The sequence below is a fragment of the Micromonospora sp. NPDC050276 genome (assembly GCF_044459545.1).
Classification (GTDB): Bacteria; Actinomycetota; Actinomycetes; order Mycobacteriales; family Micromonosporaceae; genus Micromonospora.
The window spans coordinates 1-16,263 of the sequence record NZ_JBITJA010000008.1; the positions used below are offsets into that span (position 1 = coordinate 1).

The window sequence follows — 16,263 nt, forward strand, 5'->3', positions numbered from 1 at the left end:
CGTTCGGCTGGAGCCGCGTCGTGCCACTCGCCGAGAGGCGACCTGCACACCGACATCAGCGCCGCCCCCGGCCCACCGGCCGGGGGCGGCGCTGTCTGCACTCCCCGGTTCGCGAACCCGTCTCGGTTGGCCTATGTTCAGAGGGTCGCTCGCGTGGGAGGGGGTGTCGGGGTTGGGTCTACGGACCTTCATCGAGGGCTGGCCGGTGTACCGCCAGCTCACCGGCACCGACCCGCTCGGCCGGGGTGCCGCGGCCAAGTCTGACGGATCCCGGGCGCTCACCGCCCGCACCGACACCGCCGACTCGATGGCCCGGTCCATCTGCCCGTACTGCGCTGTCGGGTGTGGTCAGCGGGTGTTCGTGAAGGACGGGCAGGTCACTCAGATCGAGGGTGACCCGGACAGCCCGATCTCGCGGGGTCGACTCTGTCCGAAGGGGGCCGCCAGTAAGAGCCTGGTCACCAGCCCGTTGCGGCAGACGAAGGTCCGTTACCGGCGTCCGTACTCGACGCAGTGGGAGGATCTGGAGCTCGACACCGCGCTCGACATGATCGCCGACCGGATCCTCGCGGCCCGCGAGCAGACCTGGGAGGACGTCGACACGCAGGGCCGGCCGCTCAACCGCACGCTGGGCATTTCCAGTCTGGGTGGGGCGACGCTGGACAACGAGGAGAACTACCTCATCAAGAAGTTGTTCACCGCGATGGGGGCGCTCCAGATCGAGAACCAGGCCCGTATTTGACACTCCGCCACCGTCCCCGGTCTGGGGGCCAGCTTCGGTCGTGGCGGTGCGACGGATTTCCAGCAGGACATCGCCAACGCTGACGTGATCGTCATTCAGGGTTCGAACATGGCTGAGGCGCACCCGGTGGGTTTCCAGTGGGTGATGGAGGCCAAGCGCCGGGGTGCGAAGGTCTTCCACGTCGATCCGCGGTTCACCCGGACCAGCGCGCTGGCTGACTCGTATTTGCCGATCCGGGCGGGCACGGACATCGCGCTGCTCGGCGGGGTGGTGCGCTACATCCTGGACAACGAGTTGGACTTCCGGGAGTACGTGCTGGCGTACACCAACGCGGCGACGATCGTGAGCGAGAAGTTCAGCGACACCGAGGACGGCGACGGCTTCTTCTCCGGCTTCGACCCGGAGACCGGCACGTACGTGCAGGACAGCTGGCAGTACGAGGGGCACGAGGGGTCGTCGGGCAGTGGGCACACCGCCCAGGAGCGGGACAGCGCCGCGGGGTTGACGCACGAGTCGCACGGCGCGCCGGTGGGCGGGCAGACCCGGCGCGACGAGACGTTGCAGCACCCGCGCTGCGTCTACCAGATCCTGAAGCGACACTTCGCCCGCTACACGCCGGAGATGGTGGAGCGGGTCTGCGGGATCTCGCAGGCGCAGTTCCTAGAGCTGGCCCAGGCGTGGACGGTGAACTCCGGTCGGGACCGCACCGGAATGCTGATCTACTCCGTCGGGTGGACGCAGCACAGCGTCGGTGTGCAGTACATCCGCACCGGGGCGATCATCCAACTGCTGCTGGGCAACATGGGTCGCCCCGGCGGCGGGGTGATGGCCCTGCGGGGGCACGCCAGCATCCAGGGCTCCACCGACATTCCGACGCTGTTCAACCTGCTGCCCGGCTATCTGCCGATGCCGCACCACGCCGAGCACCCGAGTTTCGACGAGTGGGTGGACAGCATCCGGCACCCGGGGCAGAAGGGTTTCTGGGGCAACGCGCGGTCGTTCGCGGCCAGCCTGCTCAAGGCGTACTGGGGTGATGCGGCGACGCCGGAGAACGACTTCTGTTACGGCTACCTGCCCCGGCTGACCGGTGACCACGGCACCTACCAGCAGGTGCTGAACATGATCGACGGCAAGATCAAGGGATACTTCCTGCTTGGGCAGAACCCGGCGGTCGGCTCGGCGCACGGCCGGGCGCAGCGCCTGGGCATGGCCAACCTCGACTGGTTGGTCGTCCGGGACCTGTTCATGATCGAAAGTGCGACGTTCTGGCAGAACGGTCCCGAGGTCGCCACCGGGGAGATCGTGCCGCAGGAGTGCCGCACGGAGGTGTTCTTCCTGCCGGCCGCCTCCCATGTGGAGAAGGAGGGCACGTTCACGCAGACGCAGCGCCTGTTGCAGTGGCGGGAGAAGGCCGTCGAGCCGCCGGGCGACGCCCGCTCGGAGCTGTGGTTCTTCTACCACCTGGGCCGCAAACTGCGGGAGAAGCTGGCCGGCTCGCCGTTGCCGCGCGACCGGGCGTTGCTCGACCTCACCTGGGACTACCCCACGCACGGTCCGCACGCGGAGCCGAGCGCCGAGGCGGTGCTGCGTGAGATCAACGGGTACGACGTGGCGACCGGCCGTCCGTTGTCCGGTTTCGCCGAGGCCCGCGCGGACGGCTCCACCGCGATCGGTTGCTGGATCTACACCGGGGTGTACGCGGACGGGGTGAACCAGGCGGCCCGGCGCAAGTCCCGGCACGAACAGGACTGGGTGGCCGCCGAGTGGGGTTGGGCGTGGCCGGCGAACCGGCGCATCCTCTACAACCGGGCGTCCGCCGACCCGGACGGCAACCCGTGGAGTGAGCGCAAGCGCTACGTGTGGTGGGACGCGGACAAGTCCGAGTGGACCGGCTACGACGTGCCGGACTTCGAGAAGACCAAACCGCCGTCGTACCGGCCGCCAGCCGGGGCGTCCGGGACGGAGGGCATCGCCGGCGACGACCCGTTCGTCATGCAGGGCGACGGCAAGGGCTGGTTGTACGCGCCCAGCGGTGTGTTGGACGGGCCGCTGCCGACGCACTACGAGCCGGTCGAGTCCCCGGTGCGCAACCCGCTCTACCGGCAGCAGGCCAACCCGACCCGCAAGATGTACGCGCATCCGATGAACTCGGTGAACCCGAGCCCGCCGCAGGAGCACGCTCAGGTGTTCCCGTACGTGTTCACGGTCAGCCGGCTCACCGAGCACCACACCGCCGGTGGGATGAGCCGGACCGTGTCACCCCTCGCGGAGCTGCAACCGGAGATGTTCGTCGAGGTGTCCCCGGACCTGGCCGGTGAGGTTGGGTTGGCGCATCTGGGTTGGGCGCACCTGGTCAGCGGCCGGGCGGTGATCGAGGCGAAGGTGCTGGTGACCGACCGGCTCACCCCGTTGCGGGTGGACGGTCGGGTCATTCACCAGGTGTGGTTGCCGTACCACTTCGGTTTTGAGGGTTTGGTGACCGGTGACTCGGCCAACGACCTGTTTGGCATCAGCCTGGACCCGAACGTCCTTATCCAGGAGAGCAAGGTCGGCACCTGCGACGTGCGGCCGGGCCGCCGTCCCACCGGGCCGGAGTTGCTCGACTTGGTGGCCGACTACCAGCGGCGGGCCGGGATCACGCCGGGCCAGCACGCCCCGGCCGTGACCACAGACACTGACGGGAAGGAGCACGGTGCTTCCTGACCCGAACAGCCTGTACGGTCCGCTGGACCCGGCACCCGACGCAGGCCATGAGAACGCGCCGCCCCGGATGGGGTTCTTCACCGACACCAGCGTCTGCATCGGCTGCAAGGCCTGCGAGGTCGCCTGCAAGGAGTGGAACGGTGTGCCGGAGAGCGGCCTGGACCTGCTCGGCATGTCGTACGACAACACCGGCGCGTTGACAGCGAACTCGTGGCGACACGTGGCGTTCATCGAGCAACCCCGCCCCGCCGCGTCGGCGGACGTCCTCGGCGCGCCGGTCGACACCGGCCCTGACCGGCCGGTCGGCGCGGGACCACAGTTCCTGGGGATGCCCGGGGCCCAGCCGCCGGGGCGGGGCACGGGCGTCGAGGAGCGTACGGATTTCCGCTGGCTGATGATGTCGGACGTCTGCAAGCACTGCACCCATGCGGCGTGTCTGGATGTGTGTCCGACGGGTTCGTTGTTCCGGACCGAATTCGGCACGGTGGTGGTGCAGGAGGACATCTGCAACGGGTGTGGTTACTGCATTTCGGCGTGCCCGTACGGGGTGATCGATCAGCGTAAGGGCGACGGTCGGGCGTGGAAGTGCACGCTGTGCTACGACCGGCTGGGTGCGGGGATGACCCCGGCGTGCGCGCAGGCGTGCCCGACCGAGTCGATCCAGTACGGACCCCTCGACGAGCTGCGCGAACGCGCCGCCGCCCGGGTCGAGACGCTGCACGACCGGGGGGTCCCGGAGGCGCGGCTGTACGGGCACGACCCGCACGACGGTGTGGGTGGTGACGGGGCGTTCTTCCTGCTCCTCGACGAACCCGAGGTGTACGGGCTGCCACCCGACCCGGTGGTGACCACCCGCGACCTGCCGAAGATGTGGAAACGCGCCGGCCTCGCCGCTCTCGCCATGGCGGCGGCGACCGTCGCCGCGTTCGTCGGAGGTTCCTCATGACCCCACCGGGCCCCGTGGGCGACCGGTTCCGTCGCTTCCGGGAGCGGCTCGCCACCGAGGGCAGCGACCAGCCACAGTTGAGCGACGAGCGACCCAGCACCGCGAGCGATGCAGCAACTGCGCGCGGCGCAGCGGCCACGAGCGACCGGCACCCGGTCAGGGGCGACGGGGCCGCCAGCGGCCGCCGGGGCGACCTCACGGCGCGGCGGAGCGGCGAAGCCTCCGGCCGGCGGGGCAGGCGGCGCGGCGGCGGTGGTGAGGAGCTGCGGGTGCCGGAGGCCGAGTTCACGTCCTACTACGGTCGGCCCGTGCTGAAGGCCCCGGTCTGGAAGTGGGACATCGCCGCGTACCTGTTCACCGGCGGGCTGGCCGCCGGCTCGTCGCTGCTCGCCGCGGGTGGGCAGCTCACCGGTCGGCCCGCGCTGCGGCGGGCCGGTCGGGTCGCTGCGCTGGCCGCCGTCAGCGCCAGTGCTGTCTTCCTGGTCAAGGACCTGGGCCGCCCGGCGCGGTTTCACCACATGCTCCGGGTGGCCAAGCCGACCTCGCCGATGTCGATGGGCACCTGGATCCTCACCGCGTACGGGCCGGCGGCGGGCGTCGCCGCGATCGCCGAGGCCGCCGGTGCGCTGCCCCGGCACGGCCTGCTGGGACTGGCCGGCCGGGTGTTGCCGCCGATCGGGCACGCCGCTGGGCTGGTCGCCGCCGGCACCGCGCCAGCGCTGGCCACGTACACCGGGGTGTTGTTGGCCGACACGGCGGTGCCGTCGTGGCATGAGGCGTACCCCGAGTTGCCGGTGATCTTCGCGGGCAGCGCGTTGGCCAGCGGCGCCGGCGTGGGTCTGCTCGCCGCGCCGCCGGCCCAGGCCGGGCCGGCCCGCCGGATGGCGGTGGCCGGCGCGGCCCTGGAGCTGTACGGCGCGCACCGGGTGGAGACCCGCCTCGGCCTGCTCAGCGAGCCCTACCGGTTGGGCCGGCCGGGCCGCTTGCTGCGCGCCGGGCGGCTGCTGACCGCCGGCGGGGTGGCCGGCGCCCTGTTGGGCCGGCGCAGCCGGGTGGTCGGGGTGCTGTCGGGGGCCGCGTTGCTGGCGGCGTCGGTGCTGACCCGGTTCGGCATCTTCTACGGCGGCGTCGCCTCGGCCCGCGACCCTCGGTACACGGTGGTGCCGCAACGCGAACGGGTCGAAGCCCGGCGGACCGGCATGGATCTTCCAGCCGATCGGGCGGCCCCGCCCGAGGTGTGATCGAATGTCCGGTGGAGGCGTTCAGGCGGCTGGTGCCCCTCCCGGTCTTCAAAACCGGAGTGGTCCGGGACCCGGGCCAGGCGGGTTCGATTCCCGTCCGTCTCCGCCACACCGCTTGCAGGAGATGACGTGATGGGCGACGGCCCGGACCCGCGACGCCGGGTACCCCGCACCGACACACTCCTCGCCGACCCGGTGCTGGCCGCGGCCACCGCGACGCTCGGCCGGGAGCAGGTCAAGGCGATCGTCGCCCGCGCGCAGGACCGCGCCCGCCGCGGTGAGATCAACCCCGACGAGGTACGCGACGCCGCGGTCGCCGCGCTGCCCACGCCCGGCCCTCGGGTGGTGCTCAACGCCACCGGCGTCGTGCTGCACACCAACCTGGGCCGGGCGCCGTTGTCGTCCGCCGCGGTCGCCGCGGTGGTGGCCGCCGCCGGGCACACCGACGTCGAGTTGGACCTGGCCACCGGCCGGCGGGCCCGCCGGGGCCGCGGCGCGCTCGACGCGCTGGCCGCCGCCGTGCCCGACGCGGGCGCCGTGCACGTGGTCAACAACGGCGCGGCCGCGCTGGTGCTGGCCGCCACCGCGTTGGCAGCCGGTCGGGAGATCGTGGTCAGCCGGGGTGAGCTGGTCGAGATCGGCGACGGTTTCCGGCTGCCGGACCTGCTGGAGAGCACCGGGGCGCGGCTGCGTGAGGTGGGCACCACCAACCGCACCACCCTCGCCGACTACGCCGCCGTCACCGGCCCGCAGACCGGTTTCGTGCTCAAGGTGCACCCGTCGAACTTCCGGGTCACCGGCTTCACCTCCGCCACCGGGGTACGGCAACTGGCCACGCTCGGCGTGCCGGTGGTCGCCGACATCGGTTCCGGCCTGCTCGGCGCGGACCCGCTGCTGCCCGACGAGCCGGACGCGGCCAGCACCCTGCGGGCCGGCGCCGCGCTGGTCACCGCCAGCGGCGACAAGCTGCTCGGTGGCCCACAGGCGGGGCTGCTGCTCGGTGACGTCGAGCTCATCGACCGGCTGCGTCGTCACCCGCTGGCCCGGGCGCTGCGGGTGGACAAGCTCACCCTGGCCGCGCTGGCCGCCACCCTGCACCAACCGGACACCCCGACCCGGTCGGCGCTGCACGCCGACCCGGGCGCCCTGCGTCAGCGGGTGGAGCGGCTCCGGGACCGGCTCGGTGCGGACGGCCGCAAGGCCGAGGTGGTGCCGGCCGTCGCGGTGGTCGGCGGGGGCGGCGCCCCCGGGGTCGAGTTGGACTCGTGGGCGCTGAGCCTGCCCGAGCGGTACGCGGCGCCGCTGCGCACCGGAGAGCAGCCGGTCCTCGGCCGGGTGGTGCGCGGCCGGCTCCTGCTCGATCTGCGCTGCGTGCCCGCCGACGCCGACGAGACCGTCCGCGCGGCCGTGCTGCGCGTACCCGGGGACGACTGAGCGTGTTCGTCGTCGCGACCGCCGGGCACGTCGACCACGGCAAGTCGACAGTGGTCCGGGCGTTGACCGGGATGGAACCCGACCGGTGGGCCGAGGAACGCCGCCGGGGAATGACCATCGACCTGGGCTTCGCCTGGACGACGCTGCCGTCGGGCGGCACCGTCGCCTTCGTCGACGTACCCGGGCACGAGCGGTTCGTGCCGAACATGCTCGCCGGGGTCGGCCCGGTCCCGGCGGCGCTGATCGTGGTGGCCGCCGACGAGGGCTGGATGCCGCAGTCCGCCGAGCACCTGGCCGCGCTCGACGCGCTCGGCGTGGCGTACGGCCTGCTGGTGGTGACCCGCGCGGACCTGGCCGACCCGGGGCCGGCGACGGCCCGTGCCCGGGCCGAGATCGCCGCGACCAGCCTCGGTGCGGTGCCGGCGGTGGCGGTCAGTGGCCTGACCGGCGCCGGCCTGCCGGAGTTGCGGGCGGCCCTGGACCGGCTCGCCGCGCAGCTGCCCGCCCCCGCGGTGGACGACCCGGTGCGGCTCTGGGTGGACCGCAGCTTCACCGTGCGGGGCAGTGGCACGGTCGTCACCGGCACCCTCGGCGCCGGTCGGCTGCGCGTGGGTGACGAGTTGGAGTTGGCCGGCGCCGACGAGCCGGTCCGGGTCCGTGGCCTGCACTCCCTGGGGGAGGCCCGATCGGAGGCGGCGGCGGTGGCTCGGGTGGCGGTCAACCTGCGCGGTACGCCCCGTGACCGGCTGGGCCGGGGCGACGCGCTGCTCACCCCGGGCCGGTTTCACCACACCGACCTCGTCGACGTCCGCCTCGCCGGTGACCCGGCCGCCGACCTGCCGGCCACCCTCACCCTGCACGTCGGGTCGGCGGCGGTGCCCGTGCGGGTGCGCCCGCTCGGCCCGGACACCGTGCGGCTGCGGCTGGCCCACCCGCTGCCGTTGCTGGTGGGTGACCGGGCGCTGCTGCGGGACCCGGGCCGGCACCACGTCAGCGGCGGGGTGCGGGTGCTGGACGTCGCGCCGCCACCGCTGGCCCGACGGGGTGCGGCCGCCGCCCGCGCGCAGGTCCTCGCCGAGTTGGACGGTCGACCCGACCTGGCGGGGGAGCTGCGCCGACGCCGGCTGATCCGGGCCGGCGCGTTGATCCGGATGGGCGTGCCGGTGCACGGCGAGCCGGGGCGTGACAGGCCGGCGTGCGCGGAGCCGGTGGCCGGTGACTGGCTAGCCGACCCCGCGTACTGGCGGCGGCTCGGCGAGCAGGTGACCGAGGAGGTCGCCCGGTACGCGCGGGAGCACCCGTTGCAGCCCGGGATGCCGGTGGACGCGCTGCGCCAGCGTCTCGCCCTGCCGGACCGGGTGCTGGTCGAGGCGCTGGTCCGGCCGCCGCTGCGGATCCACTCCGGTCGGGTCGGCGCGGCCGGCGCCGACGCGCTGCCCGAACCGGTGGCCCAGGCCGTGCAACGGGTCCGCGCCGAGTACGGCGACCGGCCGTTCCGCGCCCCCGAGGCGGGCCGCCTCGTCGACCTCGGTCTGGGCCCTCGGGAGATCGGTGCGGCGGTGCGGGCCGGCGCCCTGCTGCGGCTGGCCGACAACGTGGTGTTGTTGCCGGACGCGCTCGACGACGCGGTCCGGGTATTGGCCGGGCTGCCGCAGCCGTTCACCCTCTCGGCGGCCCGGCAGGCATTGGACACCACCCGCCGGGTGGCGGTGCCCCTGCTGGAGCTGCTGGACCGGCGGGGCGCGACCCGGCGGCTGCCCGACGACGCCCGGATCGTCGTCACCTGAGCGCACACGTGCTCGGGGCGACCGTGGTGCCGGGCTAACCGGCCCCCGAACCGACTGCGGTCACCTACGGTGACGCCATGGACCCTTCGGCGGTCTGGCGGGACCGGCAGCACCGGTGGCGGATCGAGGCGTACCGCGCGCCGGACCTGCGATTCGCCATCTACGCCACCAACGGCCCCACCGAATCGGTGCCGCTGTGGTTGTTCGGGATGTCGGCGCTGGCCCGGTGGCTGATGACCCACGCCATCTCGCTGGACGACCTGGAGGTCGACTGAGCGGCGGTCGCAAACCGGGCCCGCGGTGCGCCCCGCTGCGGTTGAGTGACCTCAGGCGGCAAACGGGGGTACGCGATGGGCGGTCAGCTCGGGCAGTTGGCGCTGGTGGCCGTGCTGGTGCTGGTCAACGCCGCGCTCTCGGGCAGTGAGATGGCACTGGTGACCCTGCGCGAGGGGCAGTTGCGGCGGCTGGGCCGGCGCAGCCGCGCCGGCGGCCGGTTGGTGCAGCTGTCTCGCGACCCGAACCGCTACCTGGCCACGATCCAGCTCGGCATCACCCTGGCGGGATTTCTCGCCTCGGCGGCGGCCGCGGTGACGTTGGCTGGTCCGCTGGTCGGCCCGTTGGGCTTCCTCGGCGGGGCGGCGCGTCCCGCCGCGGTGTTGCTGGTGACCGTTCTGCTGACGTTCGTCACGCTGGTGCTCGGGGAGTTGGCCCCGAAGCGGCTGGCCATGCAGCGGGCCGAGCGCTGGGCGTTGCTGACCGCCGGCCCGCTGGACCTGCTGGCCCGGGTGTCCCGGCCGGCGGTGTGGCTGCTCAGTAGGGCCACCGACGCGGTCGTGCGCCTCGCCGGCGGTGACCCGCGGGCCAATCGGGAGGAGATGACCGAGGATGAGTTGCGGGAGATGCTAACCAGCCAGCGCGGACTGTCGACCCAGCAGCGGGAGATCCTGACGGGTGCGTTCGACATCGCCGGCCGGACGCTGCGCGAGATCCTGGTGGCCCGGCGGGAGGTGACGACGCTGTCGGCCAGCCTCCCCGCCGACGAGGGCGTCCAACGGCTGGCGGCCGCCGGGCGGTCCCGCGCTCCGGTCACCGGTCCCGGCGGCCTGGACGAGGTGCTCGGTGTGGTGCACATTCGGGACCTGGTGCGGGCCGGAACCGCCCCGGTGGGTGGGCAGGTCCGCGCCCCGCTGCTGCTGCCGGTGACCCTGCCGGTCGCCGACGCGTTGCGTCAGCTGCGGCAGGAGCATCAGCAGTTGGCTCTGGTCGTCGACGAGCACGGCGGGATCGACGGCATGGTCACCATGGAGGATCTGCTGGCCGAGGTGGTCGGTGAGTTGTACGACGAGACCGACCGTGACGTGCACGGGGTGGTCCGGGAGTCGGACGGGTCGCTGCTGGTGCCCGGTGACTTCCCGCTGCACGACCTGCCCGATCTGGGGGTGCGGCTGAGCTTCCCGTTGAGCCGGGACTACACCACGGTGGCGGGTTTGATGCTGGCCCGGCTGCGGCACCTGCCGGACGGGCCGGGCGAGACGGTACGCCTGCCGGGGTTGACCCTGGAGGTGGTGGAGGTCGCCGACCGGGCGGTGCGTCGGGTGCGGCTCTGCGGGTTCGTCGCCGAGCGCTGAGGTCCCCTAAAGGTTGACAAAAGGCCTAAATCGGCGCGACCGCGAAGGCGGCCTGCCTACGGTGCCATACGTGAAGGACCGAGGTTTGCGTACGTTCGTCACGGTGCTGGCCGGCCTCGCGGTGATCTACTTCGGCAGCGCCGGCCGCAGCCCCGAGGAGGGCCGTGGCATCTCCCGCGGGGTGGTGGTCCTGGCGCTGCTCGCCGCGTTGCTGGTGTGGCACCTGACCCGTCCGGGGGACAAGACGGTCAAGTGAGCGGCTCAGCCGGCGGCGACGCGGGTGACCTCACCGGCGGACTCCTCACCCAGCGCCACCCGTACCAGCGCTGAGGCGAGCCGGCCGAAGTCCGGTTCGTCGACGAGGCCGACGAGCCGGTCCGGAGTGCCCGGCAGGCCCAGCCGCTTCGCCCCGGCCAGCGCCCGACGGTCGGCGTACGGGCGCACGTCCGGCCAGACCGTCTGCGCTTCGCGTAGGTAGATGTCCGCGCCGGTGGGGCCGATGCCGGGGAACTCGGTGAGCCGCCGCCGCAGCCCGGTCGGGTCGCCCTGCGCCTCCCGGTGCAAGCGCCGCAGGTCACCGTGCCAGCGGTCCAGGCACAGCCGGGCGCCGGTGCCGAGCATGGTGGCGGTCCGCTCGTCGTAGCGACGGTAGTGGCCCCGGCCCAGCGCGTCGACGCGTTGCTGCCAGTTGGCCGCCTCCATCGCCTGCGGGGTGCGGTAGCCCGCGTTGAACAGCTCCCGCGCGGCGTCCACCGCCACGCACGCCCGGATCCGGGTGCTCAGCAGGGTGGTCAGCACCAGCAGCTGGTACAGCGGCCCGGGCCGGTCGGCGAGCCGGATACCGGCCTCCTCGGCGTACGTGCGATTACGCCGTTCGAGCAGGACCCGCACCACGCTGCGATCGTTGCCCACGCCGACGGATTACCCGATTCGGGAACCGCTAGCCGTCTCATCGGTGCCCGGGGTCGGAATGCCGCCGGGGTGGGCGGGTATGCCGGCTTCGGAGGCGGTCGATGCCGCCTGCCGTACCCGGAAGGGAGACACCCGTGGTCAACCCGCAGCAGGAAGAGTTCCGGCGCAACGCCAAGGGCGCCACCAGCCAGGACAGCAAGGGGCCCAAGCCGACCGGCCACCCGCTCAACCGTGGCACGTCGCGTGGCGACGAGGGTCGACCGGTGCCCAAGGGGCAGGTGTCGCCCTACGGCCCGGCCGGTGAGCCGGTGGCCGAGGACGACAGCGACACCCGCTGACTAGCGCCCACGACCTGGCGGCCGCCGCAACCTGTTCCAGGTGGCGGCGGCCGCCAGCCCGTACGCGAGGTGCGGAATGATGTCGGAGATCCAGTCGGAGCGTCGCCAGGTGCGCGGATCGCTGATCCCGAGCACCGTGATCGACCCGTCCGTCATCGTCATGACGCCGGCGCCGAGCAGCCCGGTGGCCACCGACAACGGCTGACGCCGACCACCGGCGTAGAGCGCGAACCCGACGCCCGCGGCGACGCCCAGCCCGTACCCGATGAGCGGCCCGAGGCCCGAGCGGCGGTTGGCCGCCCGGGCCCCGTTCCCCAGGTCCACGTGCGCGATCCCGGCCAGCCGGTCGACGGTCTCCTGTGGGACGTCGCTCTCGGGCCGTCCCCGCAGCGCCATGTCGAGGTAGCTGACCACGTTCAGCGCGGTGCTGCCGACGGCGCCCGCGATGGCACCGTCGGCCACGTCGACCCTCCTCACTTCGGGTCGCCCGGTTCGCGCTCGCTCTTCGGGCCGTAGGTGCGGTCACCGCGCACCACGCCCCGTTGGCCGCGATCCTCCTGCAGGATCCGGTTGGCGACCTGGTTTGCCTTGCCGTCGGGCACTCGTCGTCCGGAGTCGTCGATCGCGTTGCGCAACCGCGCGCGCTGCTTGTCGTACGCGTTACTGCCCGGCCGTGGTCCTGGCATGTGCTGCCTCCTTCGTCGGTCTGGGCATCTGCTGCTGCCCGCCGTCCGCTGGGCGTACCGCGGCCGTCTACCCGTCTGGTGGCCGACCAACCCCGGGGCGTCTAGTGGGGCGCGCGGACCACGACGACCGGGCACTGCGCGTGGTGCAGCATCGACTGGCTCACCGACCCCAACAGCAACCCGGTCACCTCGCCGCGCCCCTGCCCGCCGACGACCGCGAGTTGGGCGGAGCGGGACGCCTCGGCGAGCACGGCGCCGGGTCGGCCGCGCACCGCCCGGCAGGTCAGCCGCAGACCGCGGTGGTGCTCGGTGAGCCCGGTCAGCCACCCGGCGAGCATCCGTTCCTGCTCGCCGTGCAGCTTCGCCTCGTCGTACACCAGGGGTTGCATGTCGCCCGGGCCGCTGCTGCCCGGGTGCCGGTAGGCGTGCACCGCCACCAGCGGCACGCCGAGCGACACGGCGGTCTCGGCGGCGAACTCCGCCGCCTGCCGGGACGCCGCCGAACCGTCCATGGCGACCAGCACCGGCTCGTCGGGTCGTTGCGCGCCGCGCGCCACCAGGACCGGGCAGTCGGCGTACGCGGCGACCTGCACGGCGACCGAGCCGACCACCAGCGCGGAGAACCCACCCAGCCCGCGGTCGCCGAGCACGATGAGCGCGGCGGTGGGGGACTCGCCGACCAGCACCGCGGCGGCCTCCCCGTCGATGATCTCGCCGGAGACCGACAACCCCGGCACGGTCGCCTCGGCCTCGCGTACCGCGGCCTCGACGAGTTCCTCGGCCTGGTGGCGTAGCCCGCCGCCGGGCGGCGCGTCTGGGGCGGGGGAGACCGGCACGTGCAGCAGCGGCCAGATGAAGCCGTGCACGACCCGCAGTGGCCGGTGCCGGCGTGCCGCCTCGGTGGCGGCGAGGCGTACGGCACGCAGCGCCGGTTCCGAGCCGTCGACGCCGACCACCACCGCCGCGTTGTTCGCCGAGTTCACCGCCCACCTCCGCTCGCGGCCAGTATCGCGGTCGCGGACGCCCTCGCGCCGCGATACCGCTGAGTGCGTCCCGGTCGGTACGCTGGCGACGACCGGCTTGGGAGGGAGCGTCGCCGATGGGTGAACCGGACCAGCCGAGCACCGCTCGCATGATCGACTTCTGGCTCGGCGGCCACCACCGCTTCCCGGTCGACGTGGCCGCCGCGAGCGCGTTCGAGCAGGCGTACGGGCCGTGCGCGCCGGTCTTCCGGGAGCTGCGGGCGTTCCTGGGGCGGGCGGTGCGGGCCATGGTCGCCCAGGGCGTGGACGGCTTCCTGGTGTTCGGCGCCGGGGTGCCCACGATGGGCAACGTGCACGAGGTCGCCACCGACGCGACGGTGCTCTACACCGACGTCGACCCGGTCACCATCCGGCTGGGGCAGAGCATCCTCGCCGGCAGCGACCGGGCCGGTTACGGCTTCGGCGACGCGACCGACATCGGCACGGTCGACCCGGCGCAGCTGCACCGCTTCGTGCCGGGGTGGGGCCGGCGGCCGGTCGGGGTGGTCTTCCTCGGGTTGGCCGCCTTCCTCGACGACGCCACGCTGACCCGTACTCTCGACGAGCTGTATGCCGCCGCGGCGCCGGGCAGCCTGCTCGCCGTGGATTTCGACACGGAGGAGTTGGCCGGACACCCGCAGGCGCTGGCCATGATGGGACCGCAGTTCCGGATGCGTCCGCCGGCGGCGTTCGCGCCCCTGCTGGGTCGGTGGGCGCCAACGGCGGACGGGATCGTCCCGGTCGCCCAGTGGCGGGCGGAAGGCCCGCCGGCACGGGTGCCCGACGCGTTCCACGGTGTGCTCGCGATCCGCGCGGCGGACTGACCGCGCCGGTCAACCGTCCGAGGGCGTCCGTATGATGCTTGCCCTATAGCAAGCTTCTGGGGAGGACGACGATGGTGGACGCGCCGGACCTGGTGTCGCGCGCGTTGCGCGAGGCCCCGCCCGACCAGTTGGCCGAGGCGGCGGACCGGGCGATCCGGTCGGTGATGGGCGCGCTGCGCACCGACGTCTTCGTCGCCGACTACCGGATCAGCGGGCTCTGGCCGGTGCTGGACCCGGACCTGCCAGCGGCCGGGTTCCTGTCCTGCCACACCATGGCACAGCGCTGTTTCAGCAGCCAGCAACCGGTACGCGACGGCGATGGTGCGTGCCGGCTCTACCTGCCGTTGACGGTGTGGGGGGAGCGGCTGGGCGTGCTGCTGATCGAGCTTCCGACCGTACCCAATGCGACGGTGACCGGCCGTGCCACGGACATCGCCGGTGCGGTGGCGGTGGCGATGCGCGCGGCGGACCGGGAGACCGACCGGTACCGGCGGGCCCGCCGTCGGGAGCGACTGACGATGGCCGCGGAGATGCAGTGGGACCTGTTGCCCGGTCGCGGGGTGGCCCACCACGCGTTCGAACTGGCCGGTCAGCTCGAACCGGCGTACACCGTGGGCGGTGACCACTTCGACTGGTCGTTGGACGGCGACCGTCTCACCGTGACGGTGCTCAACGGCGAGGGCAGTGGACTGGCCGCGTCCATGTTGACCGCCGTGACGGTCAACGCGATGCGCAACGCGCGTCGCTCCGGTGGCGGCCTGGTGGAACAGGCCGAGCTCGCGTCGGACACGATCTTCTACCAACACCGGGGCGGCCGGTACGTCGCGACCCTGCTGCTCGAGGTGGACACTCGCACCGGCCGGGTGCGGGCGGTCGACGCGGGTTCCCCACACCTGCTGCGGATGCGGGGGTCCGCCGTCGAGCCGACGAAGTTGGATCAGCAGTTGCCGTTGGGCATGTTCGCCGAGACCCGCTACGAGCTTCAGCAGCTGCAACTCGCTCCGGGTGACCGCCTCTTCGTGGTCAGCGACGGGGTGTGGGCGGCCGAGCCGCCGGGTCAGGAGCCGTACGGGCAGCGGATGATGGCCCGTTGCCTGCGCGCCACGCGGCTGCAGCCGCCAGCTGAGGCGGTTGGTACGGTAATGCGCGAACTGCACGCCTACCACGCGGATTCCGATCTGCGCGACGACGCGGTCGTGGTCTGTCTGGACTGGCACGGTCCGCGGGAGCGGGCACGGGGTGAGGTTGGCCGCCGTGCCGGGCGGGCACCAGCGCGATGACGGCAGGGGACATCAGGTGGAGCGACCTGCGGATCTCGCCGCGGCGATCGACGCGGCTGCCGAGACGCTGATCGCTGTGCTCGACTCGGCCACGTCGCGGCATCAGGTGCCGCCGACCCAGCTGAGGGTGCTCACGCTGATCAGCGGTCGGCCGGAGACCAACGTCAACGGGTTGGCCGAGCTGCTGGACGTGGTGCCCTCCTCGGCGAGCCGGCTGTGCGATCGGCTGGAGGCGACCGGGCTGTTGCGCCGGGTGGCCGATCCCCGCGACCGGCGGGAGGTGCGGTTGGTGCCGACCGCCGCCGCGCTGACCCTGCTGGGGGAGTTGGCCGAGCGGCGCCAGCGAGCGGTGCAGGCGGTGCTGGATCGGATGCCGACGCGGATGCAGCACGATCTGTTGCTGGCGCTCGTCGCGTTCGCCCGGGCGGCGACCTCGGTGCCCGAGCAGCAGAGCGATCAGGCCGTCCAGACGGCCTGATCGCCGCCGTCCTTTCACTAGTATCCTAGGACGCTCAACGCGTGGTGATCCACGCCACAGTGCGGCACAGCCGCACCGACAGCCGTGCGGCGGCACCCGGCCCGCGAGAGGAAGCCCGATATAGTGGCAGCGCACCTACCCGGCCCGCGATCATCGAGATCGCGGGCCGCATCAGGGGAAGGGGCCCCGCCCGGGGCCGCAGGGGAGAGCCGGCGGTGGTCGGCCCGACAGCGCGTACGACC

Annotated in this window: 16 protein-coding genes and 1 tRNA gene; 13 read left to right on the top strand and 4 right to left on the bottom strand. The window is 73.1% G+C overall.

Translation table 11 applies throughout. The features are described 5' to 3' along the window. Positions 1-172 precede the first annotated feature (172 nt). The 9 genes from fdh to ACIBF8_RS18575 all read left to right on the top strand — a co-directional run bounded on the left by fdh (position 173) and on the right by ACIBF8_RS18575 (position 10,737). Positions 173-3,445 carry a formate dehydrogenase gene (gene fdh, locus ACIBF8_RS18535; protein ID WP_396784350.1) on the top strand — a complete coding sequence of 1,091 codons (3,273 nt, stop codon included), beginning with the start codon at positions 173-175 and terminating at the stop codon, positions 3,443-3,445. Then, on the top strand, positions 3,435-4,391 hold the full coding sequence (locus ACIBF8_RS18540) for a 4Fe-4S dicluster domain-containing protein (RefSeq protein WP_396784352.1): 957 nt from the start codon (positions 3,435-3,437) through the stop codon (positions 4,389-4,391). Before fdh ends, ACIBF8_RS18540 begins: the two co-directional genes overlap by 11 nt. Continuing rightward, the gene (nrfD, locus tag ACIBF8_RS18545; protein ID WP_396784354.1) at positions 4,388-5,632 is read left to right on the top strand and encodes an NrfD/PsrC family molybdoenzyme membrane anchor subunit; all 1,245 of its coding nucleotides are present in this window, start codon (positions 4,388-4,390) and stop codon (positions 5,630-5,632) included. Before ACIBF8_RS18540 ends, nrfD begins: the two co-directional genes overlap by 4 nt. A 13-nt stretch (positions 5,633-5,645) precedes the next feature. Beyond that, positions 5,646-5,741: transfer RNA gene (locus ACIBF8_RS18550), tRNA-Sec, on the top strand. A 23-nt stretch (positions 5,742-5,764) separates the two neighbouring features. Continuing rightward, the gene (gene selA / locus ACIBF8_RS18555; RefSeq protein ID WP_396784357.1) at positions 5,765-7,066 is read left to right on the top strand and encodes an L-seryl-tRNA(Sec) selenium transferase; all 1,302 of its coding nucleotides are present in this window, start codon (positions 5,765-5,767) and stop codon (positions 7,064-7,066) included. Between the two features lie 2 nt (positions 7,067-7,068). After that, on the top strand, positions 7,069-8,853 hold the full coding sequence (gene selB / locus ACIBF8_RS18560; RefSeq protein ID WP_396784358.1) for a selenocysteine-specific translation elongation factor: 1,785 nt from the start codon (positions 7,069-7,071) through the stop codon (positions 8,851-8,853). 77 nt (positions 8,854-8,930) lie between these two features. Then, complete coding sequence (locus ACIBF8_RS18565) at positions 8,931-9,128, top strand: hypothetical protein (RefSeq protein ID WP_030327722.1); 198 nt, start codon at positions 8,931-8,933, stop codon at positions 9,126-9,128. Positions 9,129-9,203: 75 nt separating this feature from the next. After that, the gene (locus ACIBF8_RS18570) at positions 9,204-10,481 is read left to right on the top strand and encodes a hemolysin family protein (RefSeq protein ID WP_396784359.1); all 1,278 of its coding nucleotides are present in this window, start codon (positions 9,204-9,206) and stop codon (positions 10,479-10,481) included. 70 nt (positions 10,482-10,551) lie between these two features. Next, positions 10,552-10,737: a hypothetical protein gene (locus ACIBF8_RS18575; RefSeq protein ID WP_396784926.1), complete on the top strand. Its 186-nt coding sequence runs from the start codon at positions 10,552-10,554 to the stop codon at positions 10,735-10,737. A 5-nt stretch (positions 10,738-10,742) separates the two neighbouring features. Here the strand turns inward: ACIBF8_RS18575 and ACIBF8_RS18580 are convergent, their stop codons facing one another. Further along, complete coding sequence (locus ACIBF8_RS18580; RefSeq protein WP_396784360.1) at positions 10,743-11,393, bottom strand: hypothetical protein; 651 nt, start codon at positions 11,391-11,393, stop codon at positions 10,743-10,745. 134 nt (positions 11,394-11,527) lie between these two features. On the opposite strand from ACIBF8_RS18580, the gene ACIBF8_RS18585 reads away from it, so the two are divergent. Beyond that, the gene (locus ACIBF8_RS18585; protein WP_396784361.1) at positions 11,528-11,731 is read left to right on the top strand and encodes a hypothetical protein; all 204 of its coding nucleotides are present in this window, start codon (positions 11,528-11,530) and stop codon (positions 11,729-11,731) included. Here ACIBF8_RS18585 and ACIBF8_RS18590 read toward each other — a convergent pair whose 3' ends face one another. The 3 genes from ACIBF8_RS18590 to ACIBF8_RS18600 all read right to left on the bottom strand — a co-directional run bounded on the left by ACIBF8_RS18590 (position 11,732) and on the right by ACIBF8_RS18600 (position 13,400). After that, on the bottom strand, positions 11,732-12,208 hold the full coding sequence (locus tag ACIBF8_RS18590; protein WP_396784363.1) for a hypothetical protein: 477 nt from the start codon (positions 12,206-12,208) through the stop codon (positions 11,732-11,734). Beyond that, entirely contained in the window at positions 12,205-12,417 is a 213-nt protein-coding gene (locus ACIBF8_RS18595) for a phosphatidylethanolamine-binding protein (RefSeq protein ID WP_088989541.1), read from the bottom strand. Before ACIBF8_RS18595 ends, ACIBF8_RS18590 begins: the two co-directional genes overlap by 4 nt. Before the next feature lie 101 nt (positions 12,418-12,518). Beyond that, positions 12,519-13,400 carry a universal stress protein gene (locus tag ACIBF8_RS18600; protein ID WP_396784364.1) on the bottom strand — a complete coding sequence of 294 codons (882 nt, stop codon included), beginning with the start codon at positions 13,398-13,400 and terminating at the stop codon, positions 12,519-12,521. Between the two features lie 116 nt (positions 13,401-13,516). On the opposite strand from ACIBF8_RS18600, the gene ACIBF8_RS18605 reads away from it, so the two are divergent. The 3 genes from ACIBF8_RS18605 (at position 13,517) to ACIBF8_RS18615 (ending at position 16,021) form a co-directional block, all read left to right on the top strand. Beyond that, positions 13,517-14,263 carry an SAM-dependent methyltransferase gene (locus tag ACIBF8_RS18605; RefSeq protein WP_396784365.1) on the top strand — a complete coding sequence of 249 codons (747 nt, stop codon included), beginning with the start codon at positions 13,517-13,519 and terminating at the stop codon, positions 14,261-14,263. Positions 14,264-14,334: 71 nt separating this feature from the next. Next, positions 14,335-15,543, top strand: a complete 1,209-nt coding sequence (locus ACIBF8_RS18610; protein ID WP_396784366.1) for a PP2C family protein-serine/threonine phosphatase — start codon at positions 14,335-14,337, stop codon at positions 15,541-15,543. 16 nt (positions 15,544-15,559) lie between these two features. Next, a complete protein-coding gene (locus tag ACIBF8_RS18615) occupies positions 15,560-16,021 on the top strand; it encodes a MarR family winged helix-turn-helix transcriptional regulator (RefSeq protein WP_396784367.1) in 462 nt (153 codons plus the stop codon). The last annotated feature ends 242 nt before the right edge of the window (positions 16,022-16,263 follow it).

What these genes read in the sequence shown, in the direction of transcription:
- nrfD (WP_396784354.1), top strand. Translation starts at nt 4,388, where the DNA reads ATGACCCCACCGGGCCCCGTGGGCGACCGGTTCCGTCGCTTCCGGGAG.
- selA (WP_396784357.1), top strand. Translation starts at nt 5,765, where the DNA reads ATGGGCGACGGCCCGGACCCGCGACGCCGGGTACCCCGCACCGACACA.
- ACIBF8_RS18565 (WP_030327722.1), top strand. Translation starts at nt 8,931, where the DNA reads ATGGACCCTTCGGCGGTCTGGCGGGACCGGCAGCACCGGTGGCGGATC.
- ACIBF8_RS18570 (WP_396784359.1), top strand. Translation starts at nt 9,204, where the DNA reads ATGGGCGGTCAGCTCGGGCAGTTGGCGCTGGTGGCCGTGCTGGTGCTG.
- ACIBF8_RS18595 (WP_088989541.1), bottom strand. Translation starts at nt 12,417, where the DNA reads ATGCCAGGACCACGGCCGGGCAGTAACGCGTACGACAAGCAGCGCGCG.
- ACIBF8_RS18605 (WP_396784365.1), top strand. Translation starts at nt 13,517, where the DNA reads ATGGGTGAACCGGACCAGCCGAGCACCGCTCGCATGATCGACTTCTGG.
- ACIBF8_RS18610 (WP_396784366.1), top strand. Translation starts at nt 14,335, where the DNA reads ATGGTGGACGCGCCGGACCTGGTGTCGCGCGCGTTGCGCGAGGCCCCG.